Here is a 19493-nt window from a genome sequence, read left to right on the forward strand (position 1 = left end):
CGTCAATTCAGATATATTCAGTAAGGTCAGATTGGAGAAAATATTACAAATGATTACCTATAATTTCACAAATACAGGGTCAGATTCTCTGTATGAATATTTATATAAATGCATCAAAAATGACATTTTACAGGGAAATATCAAGCCTGGGGAAAAATTACCATCCAAGCGCTCTTTTGCAAAAAATCTGGGTATAAGCGTGATTACTGTAGAAAATGCTTACGAACAGCTTATTGCAGAAGGTTATATCTATTCCATGCCAAAACGTGGCTTCTATGTTACCGATTTTAAGAAAGCTGTGGAAATCGAAAAAAAAAATATCACAAAAGAAATGATTCCTCTCACAAGCGGAGATTCCGGATATCTGGCTGATTTTTCCAGTAATCAGACACAATCTGAGCTTTTCCCGTTCACCATCTGGACAAAAATGGTCCGCGAAGTTTTAAATGAAAATCAGATGCAGCTGATGACGAACCCTCCATGCGGCGGCATTTTTTTCCTCCGCAAGGCTATCGCCACATACTTAAAAGAATTCCGTGGAATGACCGTCCTGCCGGAACAGATCATCGTAGGTGCCGGTACGGAATACCTGTACGGACTTCTGATCCAGCTTTTTGGCAAAGACAAGGTTTACGCAGTGGAAAATCCGGGATACAGAAAGATTCCTCAGATTTATAAGAGCTGGCAGGTACCATGCCAGTATATTGATATGGACAATGACGGGGTAAAAGTTTCCGAACTGGAAGAAAAGAAGGCTGATATCCTGCATATCTCCCCATCCCATCACTACCCTACCGGAATCGTCATGCCAATCCAGCAGACGTTATGAGCTTCTTGGCTGGGCTTCCAGGGGAGAAAACCGATATATTATCGAAGACGATTACGACAGCGAGCTTCGCCTGAGCGGGGCAGCCGATTCCCACATTACAGAGCATTGATGTCTCTGATAAGGTCATTTACATGAACACTTTTACCAAGACACTCTCCTCAACTGTCCGTATCAGCTATATGGTCCTGCCCAGACAACTTCTGGATGAATTTTATAAAAAGCTTTCCTTCTATTCCTGCACTGTGTCTAATTTCGAACAGTATACACTTGCAAAGTTTATTCAGGAGGGTTATTTTGAAAAACATATCAACAGACTTAGAAACTATTATCACTCCAAGCGTGATGCCCTGATTACTGCTATCAGAAACAGCCGGTTAAATGATTTCGTCACAATCTCAGGCGAGGAGGCCGGCGTTCATTTTCTTATGAAAAATCTGAAACCTCACAACCAGAAGAAAAACTGATCCAGTCAGCCGGTACGCAGAGCATAAAAATGGCGCCTCTGTCCGGTTACTATCATGTTCCCGGCGAGGCGCCCGATAATGTATATATTATGAATTATTCTTCTATAGAAATAGATGATATCAAGGAAATCGTTCACAGACTGAACCTGTGCATTTAACCGAATCGGCAAGTTCCTCCTGATAAAACGCGGAGCAGTTATTCGGTATCGAGCCACATATTTTACTTAGTCTTCCTTAAGGCTCTCTACAGCTTCTGTAAAGTCCTGAATGAGGTCCTTCGCATCCTCAATTCCCACACTGATGCGGATCGTATCAGCATATACACCGGCCTCAGCCATTGCTTCCGGCGTACTGTGAATATAAATCGTAGACGCCGGATGAATTACCAGCGTCTCACATCTCCGATATTCGTGGCAATCTTTACATATTTCAGATGATTGATCAGCTGATATGCCCGTTCTTTCGAGCCGGTACGGATAGTCAGGATCGCACCACCTTTTCCATGAAAGCTTGTTTGGGCAAGCTCATGGTATGGACTGGATTTCAACAACGGAGAATCGACAGATACGTCTTCCAGCTTCTCCAATGCCTGCGCAAGCTGGAAAGCATTCTCACAGACCCGCTCCATACGCAGACCAAGTGTCTCCATTCCGATAATATTCAGATAGGCATTCATCGGAGCCAGACAGCCTCCCATATTTCGCCAGATTCCATTTCTAAAGCTTCACCAGATAAGCAAATTTTCCATACTTTTTATATTCTTTCATTCCCGGATATCTCTCCGGATTCCACGAGAAGTTTCCACTGTCAATAATAATTCCGCTGATGGCATCTCCACTTCCGTTTATATACTTTGAAGTGGAATGTACGACCACATCTGCACCATACTGAATCGGATTAAGAAGATACGGAGTAGCCGTTGTACTGTCTACAATCAGCGGCACACCTTTTCCATGGAGGAAATCTGCAGTCTCACGCACATCCATTACATTCAACGCCGGGTTTCCTATGATTTCACCAAATACCGCCTTAGTTCTCTCAGTCAGAAGCGGCTCAATCAGTTCTTTTTCTACTCTCGGAATAAAATGTACCTTGATTCCAAATGACTCCAGGTCATGAAAAAGGTCCAAAGTTCCTCCAAACAATGCGCTTCCGGCAATCACCTCATCGCCCGCCTGCAGAATATTAAGCAGCGACAAGGTAACTGCTGACATTCCGGAGGAAACAGGCTACACCTCCGATTCCGCCTTCCAGCTCATTTACTCTTCGTTCAAAGGCATCCACTGTAGGATTTGCAATTCTAGTATACGCAAAACCCGGTGCCTGGTTCTGAAATACTTTCTCCAGCTGTTCTGATGACTCATAGGCAAACGCATTTGCCAGACTGATCGGCGGCACTGTGGAGCCATTTGCGTAATTATCTACTGATTTTCCATGTAATAATTTAGTCTGAAATTCCATGTCCATATTCCCCTTGTAAAAGATATAATCATATCAAAAGCTCCAAAATATCTGTATCAACATATAGAGTTTCTGTTTTTACTATTTCATAGTGTTTTAGTATGAATAGTAGTATATTATTTTTATGTGAAACTGTCAAGAAATCTGCATATACCAAATTTTTATACGGATATATAGTTTTAATTTATATATTGATATCTTTCTATAACATTTATTTTTTAAAAAATTATTGCTGTTCACTACGTGACCAGTAACAAAAAATCGATATTTTTTCACAATTTGTCGAAAATTCATAGCTTTTTTCATACACATCTGGTAAAATTGTTGTAGATTATAATTTCAGCCAATATTTTTGTCTGAATAATATTCTTTTGCTTTCCAATACTGCGAAAACAGATATTCTGAAAGCAAAAACTACTACATAAGATTCATATAAGAACAGAAGGAGGCTCTTTATGAAAACAAGGAAAAAATGGTTAAGAAAAACAACAGCAATCTGTACAGCAGCTCTTCTGGGCACCGCTGTCATTCCATCTACAGCGTTTGCTGCAGACGACTATGCTTCCATTGAAAAAAATGCATGGGCAGAGGAAGTAAAAAATATGGCATCTTCCTATGCAGCCTCTATAGAAGAAAGCCAGGCTCTTGTGTCCGGAATGCAGAGCGATATATCTCTGAAAATCGAAGATTCCGGTCGCTCTCTTCTTGGATTTGTTGCACCGTTTGATATTTCCTGGTTAAATGACATCACACTTGCCAATACCGTCTCTTTTACTGATGGAAAAGAAGGGCTTCTGATGAAAGTCCTCCTCAATGATAATCAGATCTGTTCTTTAGAATATTATCTTGATCCGGAAAGTCAGGATGTCTACATGCGTATTCCAGAACTCTCCGATAAATATTTTAAAACAAATCTGAAAGAAGCGACTGATCAACAGGCTTCCAATATTGAAAGTGATATTGAAGAGTTAACTCCTGATGATACAGATGTTGATATTCCAACTGATAATTTTGCCTCAGCATATTCAGACAGTATCAGCCTGTCAGCTTCCCTGATGTCTGATCTGTCATCAGCACTGCCGGAAGCATCTGTAATTGAGACGCTTCTGGACAAGTACGGTTCCATGCTCTTTGATAATCTGACCGAGGGCGAAAGCAGTCAGGAAACTCTTACTGCCGGAGATATCAGTCAGGACTGTACCGTATATGAAGGACAGATTTCATCTGCGGACGCTGTCAAAACCGCAACTGAACTCCTGGAAGCAGCCAAATCAGACAGCGACATCGAAAGCATTCTCAATACCTGGAACGATAAACTCTCCAGTGACGAAAATCTATACGAAAGTTTCACTACTGCTGTGGATAAAGGTCTTAACGCCCTGAAAGACACTGACACCAGTGATTCCGAAGATTCTTACCTCTCCACTAAAATCTGGGTAGATGAAAACGGCAGAATCGCAGGACGCGCACTTGAAATTCAGGAAGGAGACACTACAACACCAATTCTCACCTGGCAGATGCCTGAAAATGGTTCCGATTTTGGTTATCTTCTTACCATCGCATCAGATGATATCAACACTTACTCTTTGTCCGGCTCCGGTCAGATTGATGGAGATAAATTAAACGGAACTTATGAACTCTCCCTTGCTGACAGTATTTCAGCCATTATTGAAGTAAAAGATTATGATACAGTTTCTGCAAAGGAAGGCAATTTAAATGGTAATTATAAGATTACTTTCCCATCTTCCGATACAGACAATGAAGATGATTACTATAGCTCAATACTTGAGAACTTTGCACTTGTTCTGGATCTGAATTCCGAAAAAGATTCCGGTTCTGTTGCTCTCTCAATAGAAAACGCGGGCAGTACGCTTGGTACTCTCAGCATTACAGGCGGTGCCGGCGAAGCTGTTGAGATTCCGGATCTGGCTTCACTGAAAGATGTTTATGATGCAAACAACAACGATGATATGAATGCTTATGCTGCTACACTTGACTTTACTTCAATTATGGATAATCTGTCAAAAGCAGGAGTACCGGATGAGGTCATCACTTATATTCTCAGTGGAGGAAGCGCTACAGAAGATAGTTCCGACACAAAAGCTTCAGAAAACAGCGAAACTTCCGATAATACATCTGATGGCTCTGATACAGATGCTGCAGCCTGATGTCAGATAGGAAACTTGCTTAATTCGGTTACACAATCAGAAAGTAAAATATATAATAGAAGGTCAGATATCGTAGAGGATATCTGACCTTTCATAACAGGGACTGTTGCAAAGATTGATGCAGCAGTCCCTTTCAAACGGATGAGGAAATTAAAATGAATACAACAGCAGATCTTGGCAAAGCTCCGATACGCACCCTGGTGCTTCAGCTTGCCATTCCTTCCATGACAGCCCAGTTCGTCAATGTACTTTACAGCATCATTGACAGAATGTACATCGGTCATATTGCCGGTCATGGTACGCTCGCACTTGCAGGTGCAGGGGTATGCGGCCCTATTGTCACGCTTCTCACTTCATTTGGCACATTGGTAGGAATCGGAGGTTCCATTACCATGGGAATCCGAATGGGTGAAAAAAATACAAAAAAAGCAGAACAGATACTGGCAAATTCTTTTCTTATGCTCAGTATTTTCTCTATTCTGCTGACTATCAGCTTTCTTTTACTAAAAGATAAGCTGCTCATGTGGTTTGGTGCAAGCGAAGCTACTTTTCCATATGCAAATACATATCTGACTATTTATACTGTGGGAACTTTCTTTGCATTGATGGCTACAGGACTCAATTACTTTATCAACTGTCAGGGCTTTCCGCTTGTAGGAATGTTTACCGTTCTCATCGGTGCAGGGTGTAATATCCTGTTGGATCCTGTTTTTATCTTTGGCTTTCATATGGGAATCGCAGGTGCCGCTGTTGCAACTGTGATTTCACAGATTCTCTCATGTATATTTGCCATGAGATTTCTGTTTGGTAAAAAAGTCCCTGTGAAGATTACATTCGGACAGTATGATACAAAAATCATGAATCGGATTCTTTCCCTGGGATTTTCGCCCTTCCTGATTCTTGCTACTGACAGTCTCATTCTGATTCTGCTGAACACAATTCTTCAAAAATATGGCGGGAAATCTCAGGGAGATATGTTTATTACCTGCGCAACCATCGCACAAAGTTACCTGCTTCTGATCACCTCATCGATGATTGGAATCAGCGGAGGTACACAGGCAATCCTCAGTTATAATTATGGTGCCAGACGTGCTGACAGAGTCAAAGATGCAGAAAGGAACATTCTGGGAGTAATGCTTATCTTTACCACCATTATGTTCCTTCTCTCCCGGCTTGTTCCCCGGTACTTTGTTCTGTTATTTACATCAGATCCACAATATATCAGTTTCTCTGTCTGGGCAATCCATACTTATACTCTGATGATCATTCCACTGAGCTTTCAATATGTATTCGTAGACGGTCTGACTGCCCTAGATCGTCCTAAAACAGGACTTGCACTCTCCGTAACCAGAAAATCACTCTTCGTTCTCAGTGCTGCCATCCTGCCTGTTTTCTTTGACGCAAAAGCTGCATTTTTTGCGGAACCTGTAGCTGACGGAGTCTGCTCCGTTCTCTCTACGGTTGTATTTTTGCTCCTGATCAACCGTCACCTGCAAAAGCGCTGCCAGACAGTCTGATTTATTTCAGAAGTCAGTTCCAATAGTATTTAATACCGATACATACTACTGCTGCTGTTGCAAGCTCACAGATCCAGAACGCATTCCACACAACTCCTGCTCCTGCAAAGAAGCACAGCACATAAGCTGCCGGAATGATCACGATAATATATCTTAATAAAGAAATCACCAGTGACTGGGTACCTTTTCCCAGTCCTTCCAATGCACCGGAAGCGGTAACCGAAACTGCAGATGGAATAAATCCGATACTGATGATTCTCAGTGCTGCTGTTCCCAGTCTCACTGTTTCCGGATTCTCAGTAAACAATCCCATCAATGGTCCTGAGGCTACGAAGCAGATAATCGTTCCCGCCAGCATGATCATTCCATTCAGGCAAAGAGAAAGTCCGAATATTTTCTTTACTCTCTTTGTCTCTCCGGCTCCGTAATTATATCCCATCAGAGGACGCATTCCCTGCACGATACCACTTGCCGGCAGATACAGAAATGTCTGTAATTTATAATAGATTCCCAGCACTACTACATAACTTTCTGAGAAAGCGGACAAGATCTGATTCAGGAAAGAAATCAGCACGGATGGAAGTGCAATATTCAGTATCGCAGGAACTCCGACCATATATAACTTGGCATCCAGATTCCTGTTCAATTTCAGATATTTTCTGCTGACTTCTACAGGAAGACTGCATTTCGCATATGCAATCAGATATACAATAACTGTAAACACCTGACCAAGCCCTGTTGCAAGTGCTGCACCCTTAATTCCCATTTTCGGAAAAAATCCTACGCCAAAGATAAGAAGTGGATCCAGGATAATATTGGAAATACATCCTACCAGAAGGCTGATCATTGTGATTTTCATTCTTCCTACTGCCTGGAAAATTTTTTCAAAAGACAGACTGACCATAATCACTACCGAAAATGCAAAGGCAATAGTGGAATACTGTGTTCCAAGCGTAATGACCTCCTGTTCTTTTGTAAACATTTTAAGGAATACCGGCATAAACGGAATACATAACGCGGTGATCACTATGCCATGGATAATATTAAAAAGCATACCATGCGTGGCAGCCGTATTTGCATTCCTTAAATTCTTTGCCCCCAGGTGGAAGGATATCTGTGCATTGATTCCAACACCGAAACCAATCGCAATCGCATTGATAAAATTCTGTACCGGATACACCAGAGACAATGCCGTCATGGCCTCTTCACTGATTTTTGCAACAAAAAAACTGTCTACAATGTTGTACAGTGAATTTACCAGCATGGACAGTACCATCGGCAGGGCCATAGATGCCAACAGTGGCAGTACCGGTTTTTCTTTCATAAAAGTATTGTTCATTCTTTTCCCCTTTCTTTAAAAATATCTGCTACCGCTTACAACAACCCGTAGTTTTGCATTATTGCCGTAATTACCGCAAAAAAATACCACACAATTATCATTACAGTTAATGTATGATAATTGTGTGGCGAAAAAAGTTTATGTTTATCATAAGACTAAAAAGTCCACACCAATTTTGGCGTGATAAACATACCATAGATTCCTGATATCTGTCAAGTATCTCTTATATTTTTAATTTTTAGCCGGATTAAGTGTTTCCAGCCATTTTACAACATTCTCCTGATCAGGTGCTGAATATGGCACTACAATACACATCGGTTCATAAGATACACCCAGTTTCTCTGCAAGCTCACTGTCTGTGATTGAAATATGTGTAGTATCTGTCTGCGACCCAAATGCTTCAAAATTATCTGCGCCCAGCAGTTCCTTCAGATCCACAAATACCTGGTTTTCATTTAAAGTCTGATAAAGTTCCTCCGGCATGATCATAATATCGATCGTTCCTGCCTGAACCTGTGTCACATAAGCCATCTGCGCAGTATAATTGAACTCTGACGGATCAGCATCCGTAGTAAGGTTGACTCCTATTTCTACTTTGCTGTACTTATCATCGCCATACCCAAGTGCTTCCTTGATTTCCTGTTCGAACTCATCGGTATCACTTACTGTTGAATTTACCATTGAAATGGACATGACTGTTTTTATCTTGGACTGTTCGTAAAAATCTTTCACGCCAAAGATAAGTGCAATTGCTATGATCACTCCAAAGATAGCTGGTTTATAATACATCCAGATATATTCCAGCTTCTTTTTCATTCCCATTCCTTTTAACTTTTCTTTTTCAATCAGGCGTCTTTCCTTCTTCGACAAATCCAGTTCATCCTTGATCTCCGGATTGAGTACACTCTCATCATGCTGCTCTGTCTGATTCACTCTCTTCTCCCTCTGTCTTGTGTCCTGATCTTGTTCTGCCATTTTTTCTCCTTTGTGCATTCTGCAAATTTCATTACTGCATTTACTGTAACCAGTGTGCCGAATTACTGATTACTATAACATATTTCTATCTTCGCGAACAGTCTTTTAAACGCATATTTAACGTAAAAACGCCCTGTATCATCCCCAGAGTAATCCCATACACCAAAAGCGGACGCAGCCATAAATAGCATAAACTGCTGTCAATTCCCACATACTGCGAAAATTTTTTTATTATATCGGCAACTGCCGGATGAAGCAGATAAATCAAAAATGCGTACTTTCGCCCTATTTCCGCCAGTATCGGTGAAATTTTCTTTTCTTTGCCATATAAGACAAGCCATAAAAACAGGCAGATGACCGCGATACAATTTCCCAGATAAATTTCTCTGGCATTCTGAAAAGAATATTCCAGAATACTAAGCGCTGCCCCTGCTGCCATACCAACAATAAGCAGCCATTTTATATGCCTTTCTGTATGCTTTTGAACAAAGCATTGATACATCTTATCCTGATATTCATGAATCATCTGTCCTGTCAGATAGAAACCAAATCCTGTAAACAGAAAGTTTCTGTATTCCATCGTATGATAAAATCCCCCGAAAAATCTGCAAAATTCCGCCCGCCACAAAAGCATTGCCAGCAATACAGGTATACAACAATATGCAGCTTTCCTAAGTTTCCATTTTTCAACAAAGAAATCAACTGCATAGCAATAAATCAGCGCCGGCAAAAACCACAAATGAGCTCTCACTACAGAAGTACTGTTATATAAAGCAAATTCTTTCAGATGACTACTGTCCGTAAGTTCTTTCAGCCATTCTCCTGTATCTTCCCCAGACAGAAACTTCATAATATATTCCCAGACAAGATAAAACAAAAGCGATATGAAAAAAAGTTTTAAAATATGCAAAATCTTAGATGGTATTTTATCCTCTGCTGTCTTCCCTTCATAATAGCAAAAATATCCCGATATCATAAAGAAAAACGGAACTGCACATCTGGCCAGAACCTTTATGATCTGTCCCACCTGCCCCGGAAAGCTTACATGAATAAACACCACGAGGCATGCAGCAACCGCCTTCGCCGCATCCAGACTTTTATTTCTCATTTCCCACCATTCCTTATCTGTAGTAATTTTTATATAATGATTTAACCAAATCAAGTAAGTACCCTGTTTCAATTGCAAAAAACAGTAAGCCACAAGTAGAGATTAGCTTGTATTCCATTGAATCGTACTTCCAATTACAAACCAAAATTCGTAAAAATATCTCAATAGCTGGTTTTTAAATATAGCAAAGCTTTCCAGACATGTCAATCTTCAGGCCGAGGGCGAAGACATCAGCCAGCTTCTGTCTACTCTGGCAAGAAGTCTCGCGTTATGATATGCCATACGCAGTGTCAGGCAAGTTCGCCCCAGATATTTACTTCCATCCGGTGTTTTCATACATGCAAGCGCCAGATCCGGTTTTCCCGGATGCCTCAGACAGATTGGGATCAATAGCTGAATCGAGTGATTATAGTACTGTGGTATTGCAGTCTTATAGTCCGCTTCCAGCATTCTTCTGGTCTGTTTTAGTGCACCATCAAACAGCTGCAGCCTCATACTGCTGTCCCTGACCTCTTTTGGCAGACGTGATGCATTCTCTTCATCTCCAAAAATATGCTCATACTGCGGAATCACCGGAAGTTTCGTGTCAAATACAAGATCAGCGGGATTTTCCACATAACATGCCTTTTGTGGCAGGTTGGTGATTCCTTCTTTTAATAAATAATATTCTGTGTAAAAGCCATCCAGAAACCACAACTGCCTGTCCGGCACCAGATTGGGAATAAAGTACGCATAAATCGGCTGATAATAGTAATTAAAGAGTCCTGTATTGAATATTGCATAATTCTTTCTCTCACACACCTTATTTTCTTCGTAAAGGCGTTTAAATGTATGTTCCAGGTATCCTTTCAGGATTCCGTTATCATCTGTATCCGAAAAGCTCCACTTCTCCGGCACCATCCTTGCAAGATTCTGAATCTGCCGGTTATAATCGCCGCAGTAAGTAAAATCGAATAAATTAATCATCAGGCTCCTCCTGTTCCTGCACCTTTGATATTGTTTTCTTTTTATTTATTGTATTTTGGAAAAGCTATGGCAGAACTGCCATATTGTGATTTGTATAAAAAATCCACAAGTATATCGATATCTTTGACTTGATTTTTATTTACCATAGCACAATCACCACGAAAAGACAAGCTTTACTATCTTTCAAAAATATCAATATTTCAACATTTGTTACTGTTCACTGCGTTCTCAGTAACACGCTTCGCGATGCAGGAAATAAGAACCTCCTTGTGCAAAGCCCAAGGAGTATCGTTTGCTTCGCAAACTTAATTTATGCTATTCGCATAAATTCGCGCGGTATGTCTCGGGTTTTCTGTTGCCAGGCATCCGTAAGAAGCCGCCGGTGGCAGGTTCTGTAGGTGACCTTCGCTCACAAAAAACACCTCGCGGGATACTACCTGTGAACAGTAACCAACATTTTCTCCTCTTACCTGCTACTTGTAACCTGTCAGTAAACTATGTTATACTTCTGGCAACAGGCAAAAAATTCAACTAATGTGATCCTTTTCCTGTAATCCAGTTTATTTTTGAACAATACTATTTAAAGAAGGTTATTTCGTGAAAAAAGATGGCTATTACTCCTCCGGAGAATTTGCGCGCATGGCACATGTAACACTACGTACCATTCGCTACTATGATAAACAAAATATTCTAAAACCATCCTATGTGACAGAATCCGGCGCTCGTTTTTACACAGACGAAGATTTCGCAAGACTTTCCCAGATTCTGCTTCTGAAATATCTTGGCTTTTCCCTTGACGATATCCGTGAAATGACTATTGATGATTCTGATTACCATTTCATGGAAAACTCCCTGAATATTCAGCTGAAACTCGTCCGCGACCGCATCGAGGCAGATGCAGCTGGCAGAAAAAGCCATTCAGGATACAACCGAAGCAATCCGTTCACAGCACGCGATAGACTGGAATCAGATGCTTGACCTGATTCACCTCACCGGTATGGAAAAAAGCATGAAGAATCAATACCAGAATGCTTCCAATATCTCTTCCAGAATCAACCTGCACAGTCTCTACTCCCAAAATAAGCAGGGATGGTTTCCATGGATCTATAAACAATGCCAAATTCATCCAGGCATGCGTATTCTTGAGCTTGGATGTGGTGACGGTGCACTTTGGACACAAAACATCCAGTTTCTTCCACAGGATATTTCCATTACCCTCTCTGATCTTTCCTCCGGAATGATCCGTGATGCCAGACGTGCACTCGGGCGAAAAGACAAACGTTTTTCTTTCGAAGTTTTTGACTGTGCGAAAATTCCACATAAAGGCTGTAATTTTGACCTGGTGATTGCCAATCATGTTCTCTTTTACTGTGAAGACATTCCTGCTGTGTGTAATGAAATCCAGCGTGTGCTCGTTCCCGGTGGGAAACTAATCTGCAGCACTTATGGCAGTCATCATATGCAGGAAGTCAGTCAGCTGGTCCAGGATTTCGATAACAGGATCGTTCTTTCCGCAGACAGACTTTATGAACGTTTCGGCAGAGAAAACGGTGCCGATATCCTTGCACCGTATTTTTCTGATATTTCCTGGGAATCCTATAATGACTCCCTTCTTGTCCCGGATGCAGAGCCACTGATTTCCTACATTCTGTCCTGCCATGGAAATCAGAACCAATATCTTCTGGACAAATATACAGATTTTCGAGGATTTGTATCACGAAAAACAAAAGATGGCTTCTTTATCACAAAAGATGCCGGTATTTTTCTTTGTGAAAAATAACCAAATTTTAACTTTTTTGTAAAAAGTACTTGAAGGTGACCTAAGGTCACCTTTTATAATACAATTACCAACGCCGGGAAATAGATTTCCGGCAAACTGACACTATATTGAACTCGATAAGTACAGTGACTTATTGGTTATGAGCAAGTAGCGAAAGCGGATTGCGAATATCCGATTGACTACATTATATGTTTAAAAGAGTCATCAATTTTTCACTGCACTGACAAATGAAAAAGGAGAATACACATGAAAGGTATTATTTTAGCCGGCGGTTCTGGCACACGCCTTTATCCGCTTACAATGGTAACATCCAAACAGCTTCTGCCAATCTATGATAAACCAATGATCTACTATCCCATGTCTGTACTGATGAACGCAGGAATCCGCGATATCCTGATCATCTCTACGCCGCAGGATACTCCCCGTTTTGAGGAACTTCTTGGTGACGGACATCAGTTTGGCGTACACCTTACTTACGCCGTACAGCCAAGCCCTGACGGACTTGCTCAGGCATTTATCATCGGCGAGGAATTTATCGGTGATGATACAGTTGCCATGGTCCTCGGCGATAATATCTTCGCAGGACATGGACTGAAGAAAAGACTGAAAGCTGCTGTAAAGAACGCAGAATCCGGCGAAGGTGCTACTGTTTTCGGATACTATGTAGATGATCCGGAGAGATTCGGTATTGTAGAATTTGACCATGAAGGCAAGGCTATCTCAATTGAAGAGAAACCGGAGCATCCGAAGAGCAACTACTGTGTCACAGGTTTATACTTCTATGACAATCGCGTCGTAGAGTATGCAAAAAATCTGAAACCAAGCGCCAGAGGCGAACTTGAGATCACAGACCTGAACCGCATCTATCTGGAAAAGGGCGAATTAAACGTAGAGCTTCTCGGACAGGGATTCACATGGCTGGATACCGGCACACATGAAAGTCTTGTAGAAGCTACCAATTTCGTAAAAACAATGGAAAGCCACCAGCACCGTAAAATCGGATGTCTGGAAGAGATTGCATATCTTAACGGCTGGATCACTAAAGAGGATGTCCTGAAGGTTTATGAGGTACTGAAAAAAAATCAGTATGGCCAATATTTAAAAGACGTTCTGGATGGTAAATATTTAGACGTACTTCACTGATTTAAAATCTGTTTTCTGATTTTGCCGTATTTTTTCAGTTAAACAGAAATTGAACTATTTGCCCGCAATCCTTTCTTCCCGTAATCTGTCAGCAGTTCTGTTTCTGACAGATTACAGCAGAAGATGTAATTATAATTTCAAAATCAAAGGAGAATTTTAATGAACATTATCGTAACCGGCGGTGCCGGATTTATCGGAAGCAACTTTATTTTTCACATGTTAAAAAAATACCCGGATTACCGCATCATCTGTCTGGACTGTCTGACCTATGCAGGAAACCTTTCCACTCTTGCACCTGTCATGGACAACCCAAATTTTCGTTTCGTAAAAGAAAGCATCACAGACCGCGAAGCAGTTTACAAACTCTTTGAAGAAGAACACCCTGATATGGTTGTAAACTTCGCAGCAGAGAGTCACGTTGACCGCTCCATCGAAAACCCGGAAGTTTTCCTTACCACAAATATCATCGGTACTGCTGTTCTTATGGATGCATGCCGCAAATACGGTATCAAGCGTTATCATCAGGTATCCACTGATGAAGTTTACGGAGATCTTCCATTAGACAGACCTGACCTGTTCTTCACAGAGGAAACTCCGATCCACACAAGCAGCCCTTATAGCTCTTCCAAGGCTTCCGCAGACCTTCTGGTACTGGCTTACCACAGAACCTACGGACTGCCTGTATCTATCAGCCGCTGCTCCAATAACTACGGACCATATCATTTCCCGGAGAAACTGATTCCGTTAATGATCGCCAACGCATTAAATGACAAACCACTTCCTGTTTACGGAAAGGGTGAAAATGTACGTGACTGGCTGTATGTAGAGGATCACTGCCGCGCGATCGACCTGATTATCCACAAAGGACGTGTAGGCGAAGTTTACAATGTAGGTGGTCACAACGAAATGACAAACATTGATATTGTTAAGATCATCTGTAAAGAGCTTGGCAAGCCGGAAAGCCTGATCACATATGTGGCAGACCGTAAAGGTCATGATATGCGTTATGCCATTGACCCGACCAAGATTCACAACGAACTCGGCTGGTTACCGGAAACAAAATTTGCAGACGGTATCAAGAAGACCATCAAATGGTATCTGGATAACAAAGAATGGTGGGAAACTATCATCTCCGGCGAATACCAGAACTACTACGAAAAAATGTACGCAAACCGCGGGGAGGCATAATTTATGAGGATTTTTGTAACAGGTGTAGGCGGTCAGCTTGGACATGATGTTATGAACGAACTTGCGAGACGCGGCTATGAAGGTGTGGGAAGCGACATTGCTCCTTCCTACAGCGGAATCGCAGACGGCACTGCAGTTACCACAATGCCTTATGTGCAGATGGATATCACTGACAAGACTTCTGTAGAAAAAGTCATCAAAGAAGCAAATGTTGACGCTGTGATCCACTGTGCTGCATGGACAGCTGTAGATGCTGCCGAGGATGAAGAAAATCAGCCGAAGGTCCGTCTGGTAAATGTAACCGGAACCCAGAATATTGCTGATGTGTGCAAAGAGCTTGACATCAAGATGTTGTATCTGTCCACTGACTATGTGTTCGATGGTCAGGGAACCACTCCATGGGAGCCGGACTGCAAGGACTATAAACCATTAAATGTCTATGGACAGACGAAGCTGGACGGTGAACTCGCCGTATCCGGTACTGTTGATAAATTCTTTATCGTCCGTATTGCATGGGTATTTGGCAAAAATGGTAAGAACTTTATCAAGACCATGATCAACCTTGGAAAAACTCACGACACACTATCAGTTGTAAATGATCAGATCGGCACACCTACTTATACTTATGATCTGGCAAGACTTCTGGTAGATATGATCGAGACAGAGAAATACGGCTATTACCACGCAACCAATGAGGGCGGATATATCAGCTGGTATGATTTCACAAAAGAAATCTTCCGTCAGGCCGCTGCCATGGGACACCCGCAATATCTCCCGGAAAACATGACAGTCAACTCCGTCACAACTGCAGAGTATGGCGCTTCCAAAGCAGCCAGACCGTTTAACAGCCGTCTGGATAAGAGCAAACTGACAGCCAATGGTTTCACACCACTCCCCACCTGGCAGGATGCACTTGGACGGTATCTGAAAGAACTGGATTTCTGAAAAAAATCCGACAAAACACTCAAAAGCCTGGTGTTTTGCCGGATTTTCTATTCTTCTCTATGCAGTTTTCTTCTTTTGCGCTGTCTGCCATACGCAGCATCCCACGATCAGAAGCAGTCCCAAAATATCCGTCATAAGCGTTGGATTGATAAGGATCAGTCCTCCTACAGCCAACATAACGCGGACAATTGCAGGCATCTTCACAAACAGAAAACCTTCCAGTGATGCTGACAGACCAAATACGCCGATTAGTGAAGTGATAAAAATCTGAACTACACTGACAGCAGTGGTATCGATCAGAAGCATGGACGGATTGAAGCAGAATACATACGGCACAATGAATACCGCGATAGCCAATTTCGAAGCTGTAAATGCAGTCTTCATTGGGTTCGATTTTGCGATTGCAGAACCTGCATAAGCAGCAAGTGCTACCGGCGGTGTAATATCTGCTACAATGCCGAAGTAAAATACAAAGAAGTGAGCTGCCATAATCGGCACTCCCATACGTACCAGAATCGGTGCACAGGTTGCTGCCATGATACAGTAGTTTGCAGTAGTCGGAACACCCATACCAAGAACAATACAGCAAAGCATTGTCAAAAGAAGCGCAATGATTAACTTTCCGTTTGCAACACTGATGATTCCGTTGATCAGGTCATTTGCAAGACCTGTCATAGTAATGGAACCGGAAATAATACCTGCAACACCACAGGCTACAGCTACAGAAATAACACCTCTTCCACCTGCTTCCAAGGCATCAAAACATTTTGTAACACTGATTCTGTTCTCTTTATCAAACAGACTTACTATAATAGAAAGAACGATTGCATAACTTGCGGCTTTCTGCATTGTCATATAGTTTCCTGATACCCAGATAACTAGCATGATCAACGGTAATAACAAATAAATCTTACGAATCAGGATCTTAAATACAGGAAGTTCTTCTTTCGGAATACCGGAGAGCCCCAGTTTCTTAGCTTCCAGATGAACTGCGATAAAGATTCCAGTAAAATACAGCAATGCCGGCAGGATTGCCCTGACGATGATCTGTGAATAGGGTACTCCTATAAAATCAGCCATAAGGAATGCAGCAGCGCCCATAATCGGCGGCATGATCTGTCCGCCTGTAGAAGAAGCCGCTTCTACTGCACCTGCAAACTCCGGCTTGTATCCGGTCTCTTTCATCATAGGGATAGTAACAGAACCTGTGGTAACTGTATTACCTACAGAAGAACCTGAAACCATTCCACAAAGAGCAGAACTGATAACTGCTACCTTCGCAGGGCCACCTGCATATTTTCCGGCCACACAGTTCGCAAGCTGGATAAAGAAATTGGAAATTCCTGTTCTCTCCAGGAATGCCCCAAAAATAATAAACACTACAATATACTTGGAGCATACATTTACTGGTGTGGAAAAAATACCTTCTTTTGTATAGAAAAGGTTACGCACCAGAAATTTCACCCTGCCAAAAAACGCCGGGTTTGTAAGTCCTACAGCCAGCGCATAGATCAGGAAAAAGCCGGCTACAATCAGGATTGGCAAACCAACACAACGTCTGGTAAGCTCAACAAGTGCCAGAATGCCAATAATGCCGATGATAATCTGATAGATTTCAAATCTGGTACCCTGATTGATAATCTTATTTGCGTTAAAGGTGAAATACAAAAAAGCACCTGTGCCAAGCAACATAAAAATAATATCGCTTATCGGCATATAATTCTCTCTGATGTCACACTTCTTTGCAGGATAAGTCAGAAACCCGATCAGAACGATCAGTCCCAGGAAAGAAGTCAGTCGGATTTCCTCCAGGAAGGTTGCAAAAAGTGTTACATAAATACACCACAGTGAGAAGGCGATGAGAATTCCGCGGATAGCAATCTTATATTTTCCTGTCCATATACGGATATTAGACTCACGGTCATACTTTTTCATAACCGCATCTACATCAGCTCCCTCAGACTCTGACTGTCCCACCGGAGATGTATTTACTTTTTTACTGTTATATTCTTTCATACCGGTTATTCCCCTTTCGTGTCAACTGTAATTCCATGCTCTGCATAGTAACGTGCAGCACCTTCATGGAACGGTATCGTCATACCTGTAGTGGCATTCTCCAGGGAAAGCTCCTCTCCCTTTGCATTCTCGGATGCAATCTCATCTGCATGGTCAAAAATAGCAGCCGTCATATCGTACACTGTATCATCGTCCAGATTCTCAGATACAACAATTGTTGCCTTAACGGTGATTGTCTCTACCGGTTCATCCTGTCCCGGATAGGTTCCTGCCGGAATCTGATAGGATGTATAATATGGACAGTCACTCAAAATTGAATCCCTGATCGCGCCGTCAATATTGATCATATAGACACCATTGGTAGTTGCAAGCTCTGTGATAGCTGTTGTAGGTGCACCTGCAACAATAAATGCAGCATCAATTTTTCCATCCTTCAAAGATTCCTTGCTGTCCTCAAAAGACAAATACTGGGGATGGATATCATCCAGGGTAATGCCGCCTGCATTTAAAACATCCAACGCATTGAAATATACGCCGGAATTTGCCGCACCGATAGATACACTCTTGCCCTTCAGATCTTCCACTGTCTTAATGTCAGGATCCATGGTAAACAGCTGGACAGTCTCTGCATACAGGCCGCCCAGAGTCCTGAAATCATGGGTTGCACCGTCCTGTTCAAATGCTCTTACGCCGTCCCATGCATAGGCCATTACATCTGACTGGACAAATCCAAGCTGGAAATCTCCGTCCTGTACTGACTGCAGGTTCGCTTTGGAACCACCTGTAGAAACTGCTGTAACCTTTACATTTGTATTATTGGTAATATACTGGGCCAGCACACCACCGTAGGAATAATACGTTCCCGCCGTACCGCCGGTACCGAACGTCAGACGTTCTTTATTTTGTCCGCAGCCGCTCAGAAGACTGACTGCAAGTGCAAGAGTCAAAACAAGGCCAACAAGCCTGCCAGCTTTTCTCCTGCCTCTGAAAAGCTCTTTGTTTCTCATAAATCCATCTCCTTCAGTTGCATAATATGATATCAGGGTCAAAAGGTCAAAAAGTCGTTCGTGCTTGCACGATAAGACTTTTGAACTTGGGACCCGCCAAACATGAGAAAGTAGCGATTTACGCAGTAAATCAGCGGATTTCGAATGTTTGAGAATTGCGAGAGCTGCAAAGCAGCGGAGCAATTTGTGGATATCAGGTTAGGGGCAAAATACCTTTTGACCCTAACTTCATAATATTTTGAATTATAACATATTTTTTCAAAAAATGATAATCTTTATTGAATAATCTTACAAAAAACGTTACAATAAAGAAAAACATGGATAACAAAATAAATAATAACCCAATGGAGGTATCTATTATGTCCGAAAGAAAATACCCTGTCATCACAATCAGCCGGGAGTTTGGTGCCGGGGGACACAGTATTGCAAGAGTAGTTTCAGAAAGGCTTGGTATCCCATATTACGATCGGGATTTCGCAAAACAGGCTGCTGCCAGAAGCGGATATTCCCAGGAGGATATTGATCGTGAGGGTGAAAATCTGAGCCGCAGTGCCAGACTTCTGGACAACATTCTGAATAACTCTGCA

Annotated in this window: 14 protein-coding genes and 3 pseudogenes; 8 read left to right on the forward strand and 9 right to left on the reverse strand. The window is 42.0% G+C overall.

The genetic code is table 11. The features are described 5' to 3' along the window. The first annotated feature begins 49 nt into the window (after window positions 1–49). Window positions 50–1451: pseudogene (gene pdxR / locus AC058W_RS14685) on the forward strand (MocR-like pyridoxine biosynthesis transcription factor PdxR). Between the two features lie 66 nt (window positions 1452–1517). Here pdxR and AC058W_RS14690 read toward each other — a convergent pair. The 3 genes and pseudogenes from AC058W_RS14690 to AC058W_RS14700 form a co-directional block, all read right to left on the reverse strand. Beyond that, window positions 1518–1990 (reverse strand): annotated as a pseudogene (locus AC058W_RS14690) (PLP-dependent transferase). Window positions 1991–2009: 19 nt separating this feature from the next. Then, window positions 2010–2492 (reverse strand): PLP-dependent transferase, encoded by a 483-nt coding sequence (locus tag AC058W_RS14695; RefSeq protein ID WP_479390245.1) that lies wholly within the window; start codon window positions 2490–2492, stop codon window positions 2010–2012. Continuing rightward, window positions 2479–2754, reverse strand: coding sequence for a PLP-dependent transferase (locus tag AC058W_RS14700; protein WP_479390246.1), 276 nt, complete (start codon window positions 2752–2754; stop codon window positions 2479–2481). The genes AC058W_RS14695 and AC058W_RS14700 overlap by 14 nt, the downstream gene beginning before the upstream one ends. Before the next feature lie 455 nt (window positions 2755–3209). Between AC058W_RS14700 and AC058W_RS14705 the strand changes: the two genes are divergently transcribed. Both AC058W_RS14705 and AC058W_RS14710 read left to right on the forward strand, forming a co-directional pair. After that, a complete protein-coding gene (locus AC058W_RS14705; protein ID WP_118137196.1) occupies window positions 3210–4922 on the forward strand; it encodes a hypothetical protein in 1713 nt (570 codons plus the stop codon). 155 nt (window positions 4923–5077) lie between these two features. Next, window positions 5078–6439 (forward strand): MATE family efflux transporter, encoded by a 1362-nt coding sequence (locus AC058W_RS14710; RefSeq protein ID WP_117844961.1) that lies wholly within the window; start codon window positions 5078–5080, stop codon window positions 6437–6439. A gap of 13 nt (window positions 6440–6452) precedes the next feature. Here the strand turns inward: AC058W_RS14710 and AC058W_RS14715 are convergent, their stop codons facing one another. The 4 genes from AC058W_RS14715 to AC058W_RS14730 form a co-directional block, all read right to left on the reverse strand. Then, a complete protein-coding gene (locus AC058W_RS14715) occupies window positions 6453–7778 on the reverse strand; it encodes an MATE family efflux transporter (protein ID WP_340283263.1) in 1326 nt (441 codons plus the stop codon). Window positions 7779–8009: 231 nt separating this feature from the next. Next, window positions 8010–8753 carry a hypothetical protein gene (locus AC058W_RS14720; RefSeq protein ID WP_117676254.1) on the reverse strand — a complete coding sequence of 248 codons (744 nt, stop codon included), beginning with the start codon at window positions 8751–8753 and terminating at the stop codon, window positions 8010–8012. An 85-nt stretch (window positions 8754–8838) separates the two neighbouring features. Then, on the reverse strand, window positions 8839–9861 hold the full coding sequence (locus AC058W_RS14725; RefSeq protein WP_117676255.1) for an acyltransferase: 1023 nt from the start codon (window positions 9859–9861) through the stop codon (window positions 8839–8841). Window positions 9862–10071: 210 nt separating this feature from the next. Then, complete coding sequence (locus AC058W_RS14730; RefSeq protein WP_243009278.1) at window positions 10072–10827, reverse strand: DUF3825 domain-containing protein; 756 nt, start codon at window positions 10825–10827, stop codon at window positions 10072–10074. Between the two features lie 597 nt (window positions 10828–11424). On the opposite strand from AC058W_RS14730, the pseudogene AC058W_RS14735 reads away from it, so the two are divergent. From AC058W_RS14735 to rfbD, 4 genes and pseudogenes are all read left to right on the forward strand, one after another. Beyond that, a pseudogene (locus tag AC058W_RS14735) lies at window positions 11425–12607 on the forward strand (MerR family transcriptional regulator). Between the two features lie 246 nt (window positions 12608–12853). Beyond that, the gene (gene rfbA / locus AC058W_RS14740) at window positions 12854–13750 is read left to right on the forward strand and encodes a glucose-1-phosphate thymidylyltransferase RfbA (RefSeq protein ID WP_118247570.1); all 897 of its coding nucleotides are present in this window, start codon (window positions 12854–12856) and stop codon (window positions 13748–13750) included. Window positions 13751–13909: 159 nt separating this feature from the next. Next, window positions 13910–14938 carry a dTDP-glucose 4,6-dehydratase gene (rfbB, locus tag AC058W_RS14745; RefSeq protein ID WP_019161142.1) on the forward strand — a complete coding sequence of 343 codons (1029 nt, stop codon included), beginning with the start codon at window positions 13910–13912 and terminating at the stop codon, window positions 14936–14938. Window positions 14939–14941: 3 nt separating this feature from the next. Then, complete coding sequence (gene rfbD / locus AC058W_RS14750) at window positions 14942–15883, forward strand: dTDP-4-dehydrorhamnose reductase (RefSeq protein ID WP_479390247.1); 942 nt, start codon at window positions 14942–14944, stop codon at window positions 15881–15883. 57 nt (window positions 15884–15940) lie between these two features. On the opposite strand, the gene AC058W_RS14755 is transcribed toward rfbD, so the two are convergent. Next, the gene (locus AC058W_RS14755) at window positions 15941–17899 is read right to left on the reverse strand and encodes a TRAP transporter permease (RefSeq protein WP_479390248.1); all 1959 of its coding nucleotides are present in this window, start codon (window positions 17897–17899) and stop codon (window positions 15941–15943) included. 5 nt (window positions 17900–17904) lie between these two features. After that, window positions 17905–18906 (reverse strand): TAXI family TRAP transporter solute-binding subunit, encoded by a 1002-nt coding sequence (locus AC058W_RS14760; protein WP_118516758.1) that lies wholly within the window; start codon window positions 18904–18906, stop codon window positions 17905–17907. Window positions 18907–19265: 359 nt separating this feature from the next. Here AC058W_RS14760 and AC058W_RS14765 point away from each other — a divergent pair. Continuing rightward, the coding region (locus AC058W_RS14765) for a cytidylate kinase family protein (protein ID WP_479390249.1) at window positions 19266–19493 on the forward strand (228 nt) is incomplete at its 3' end.

This window comes from Blautia sp. CGZ-1-C1 (assembly GCF_056504575.1).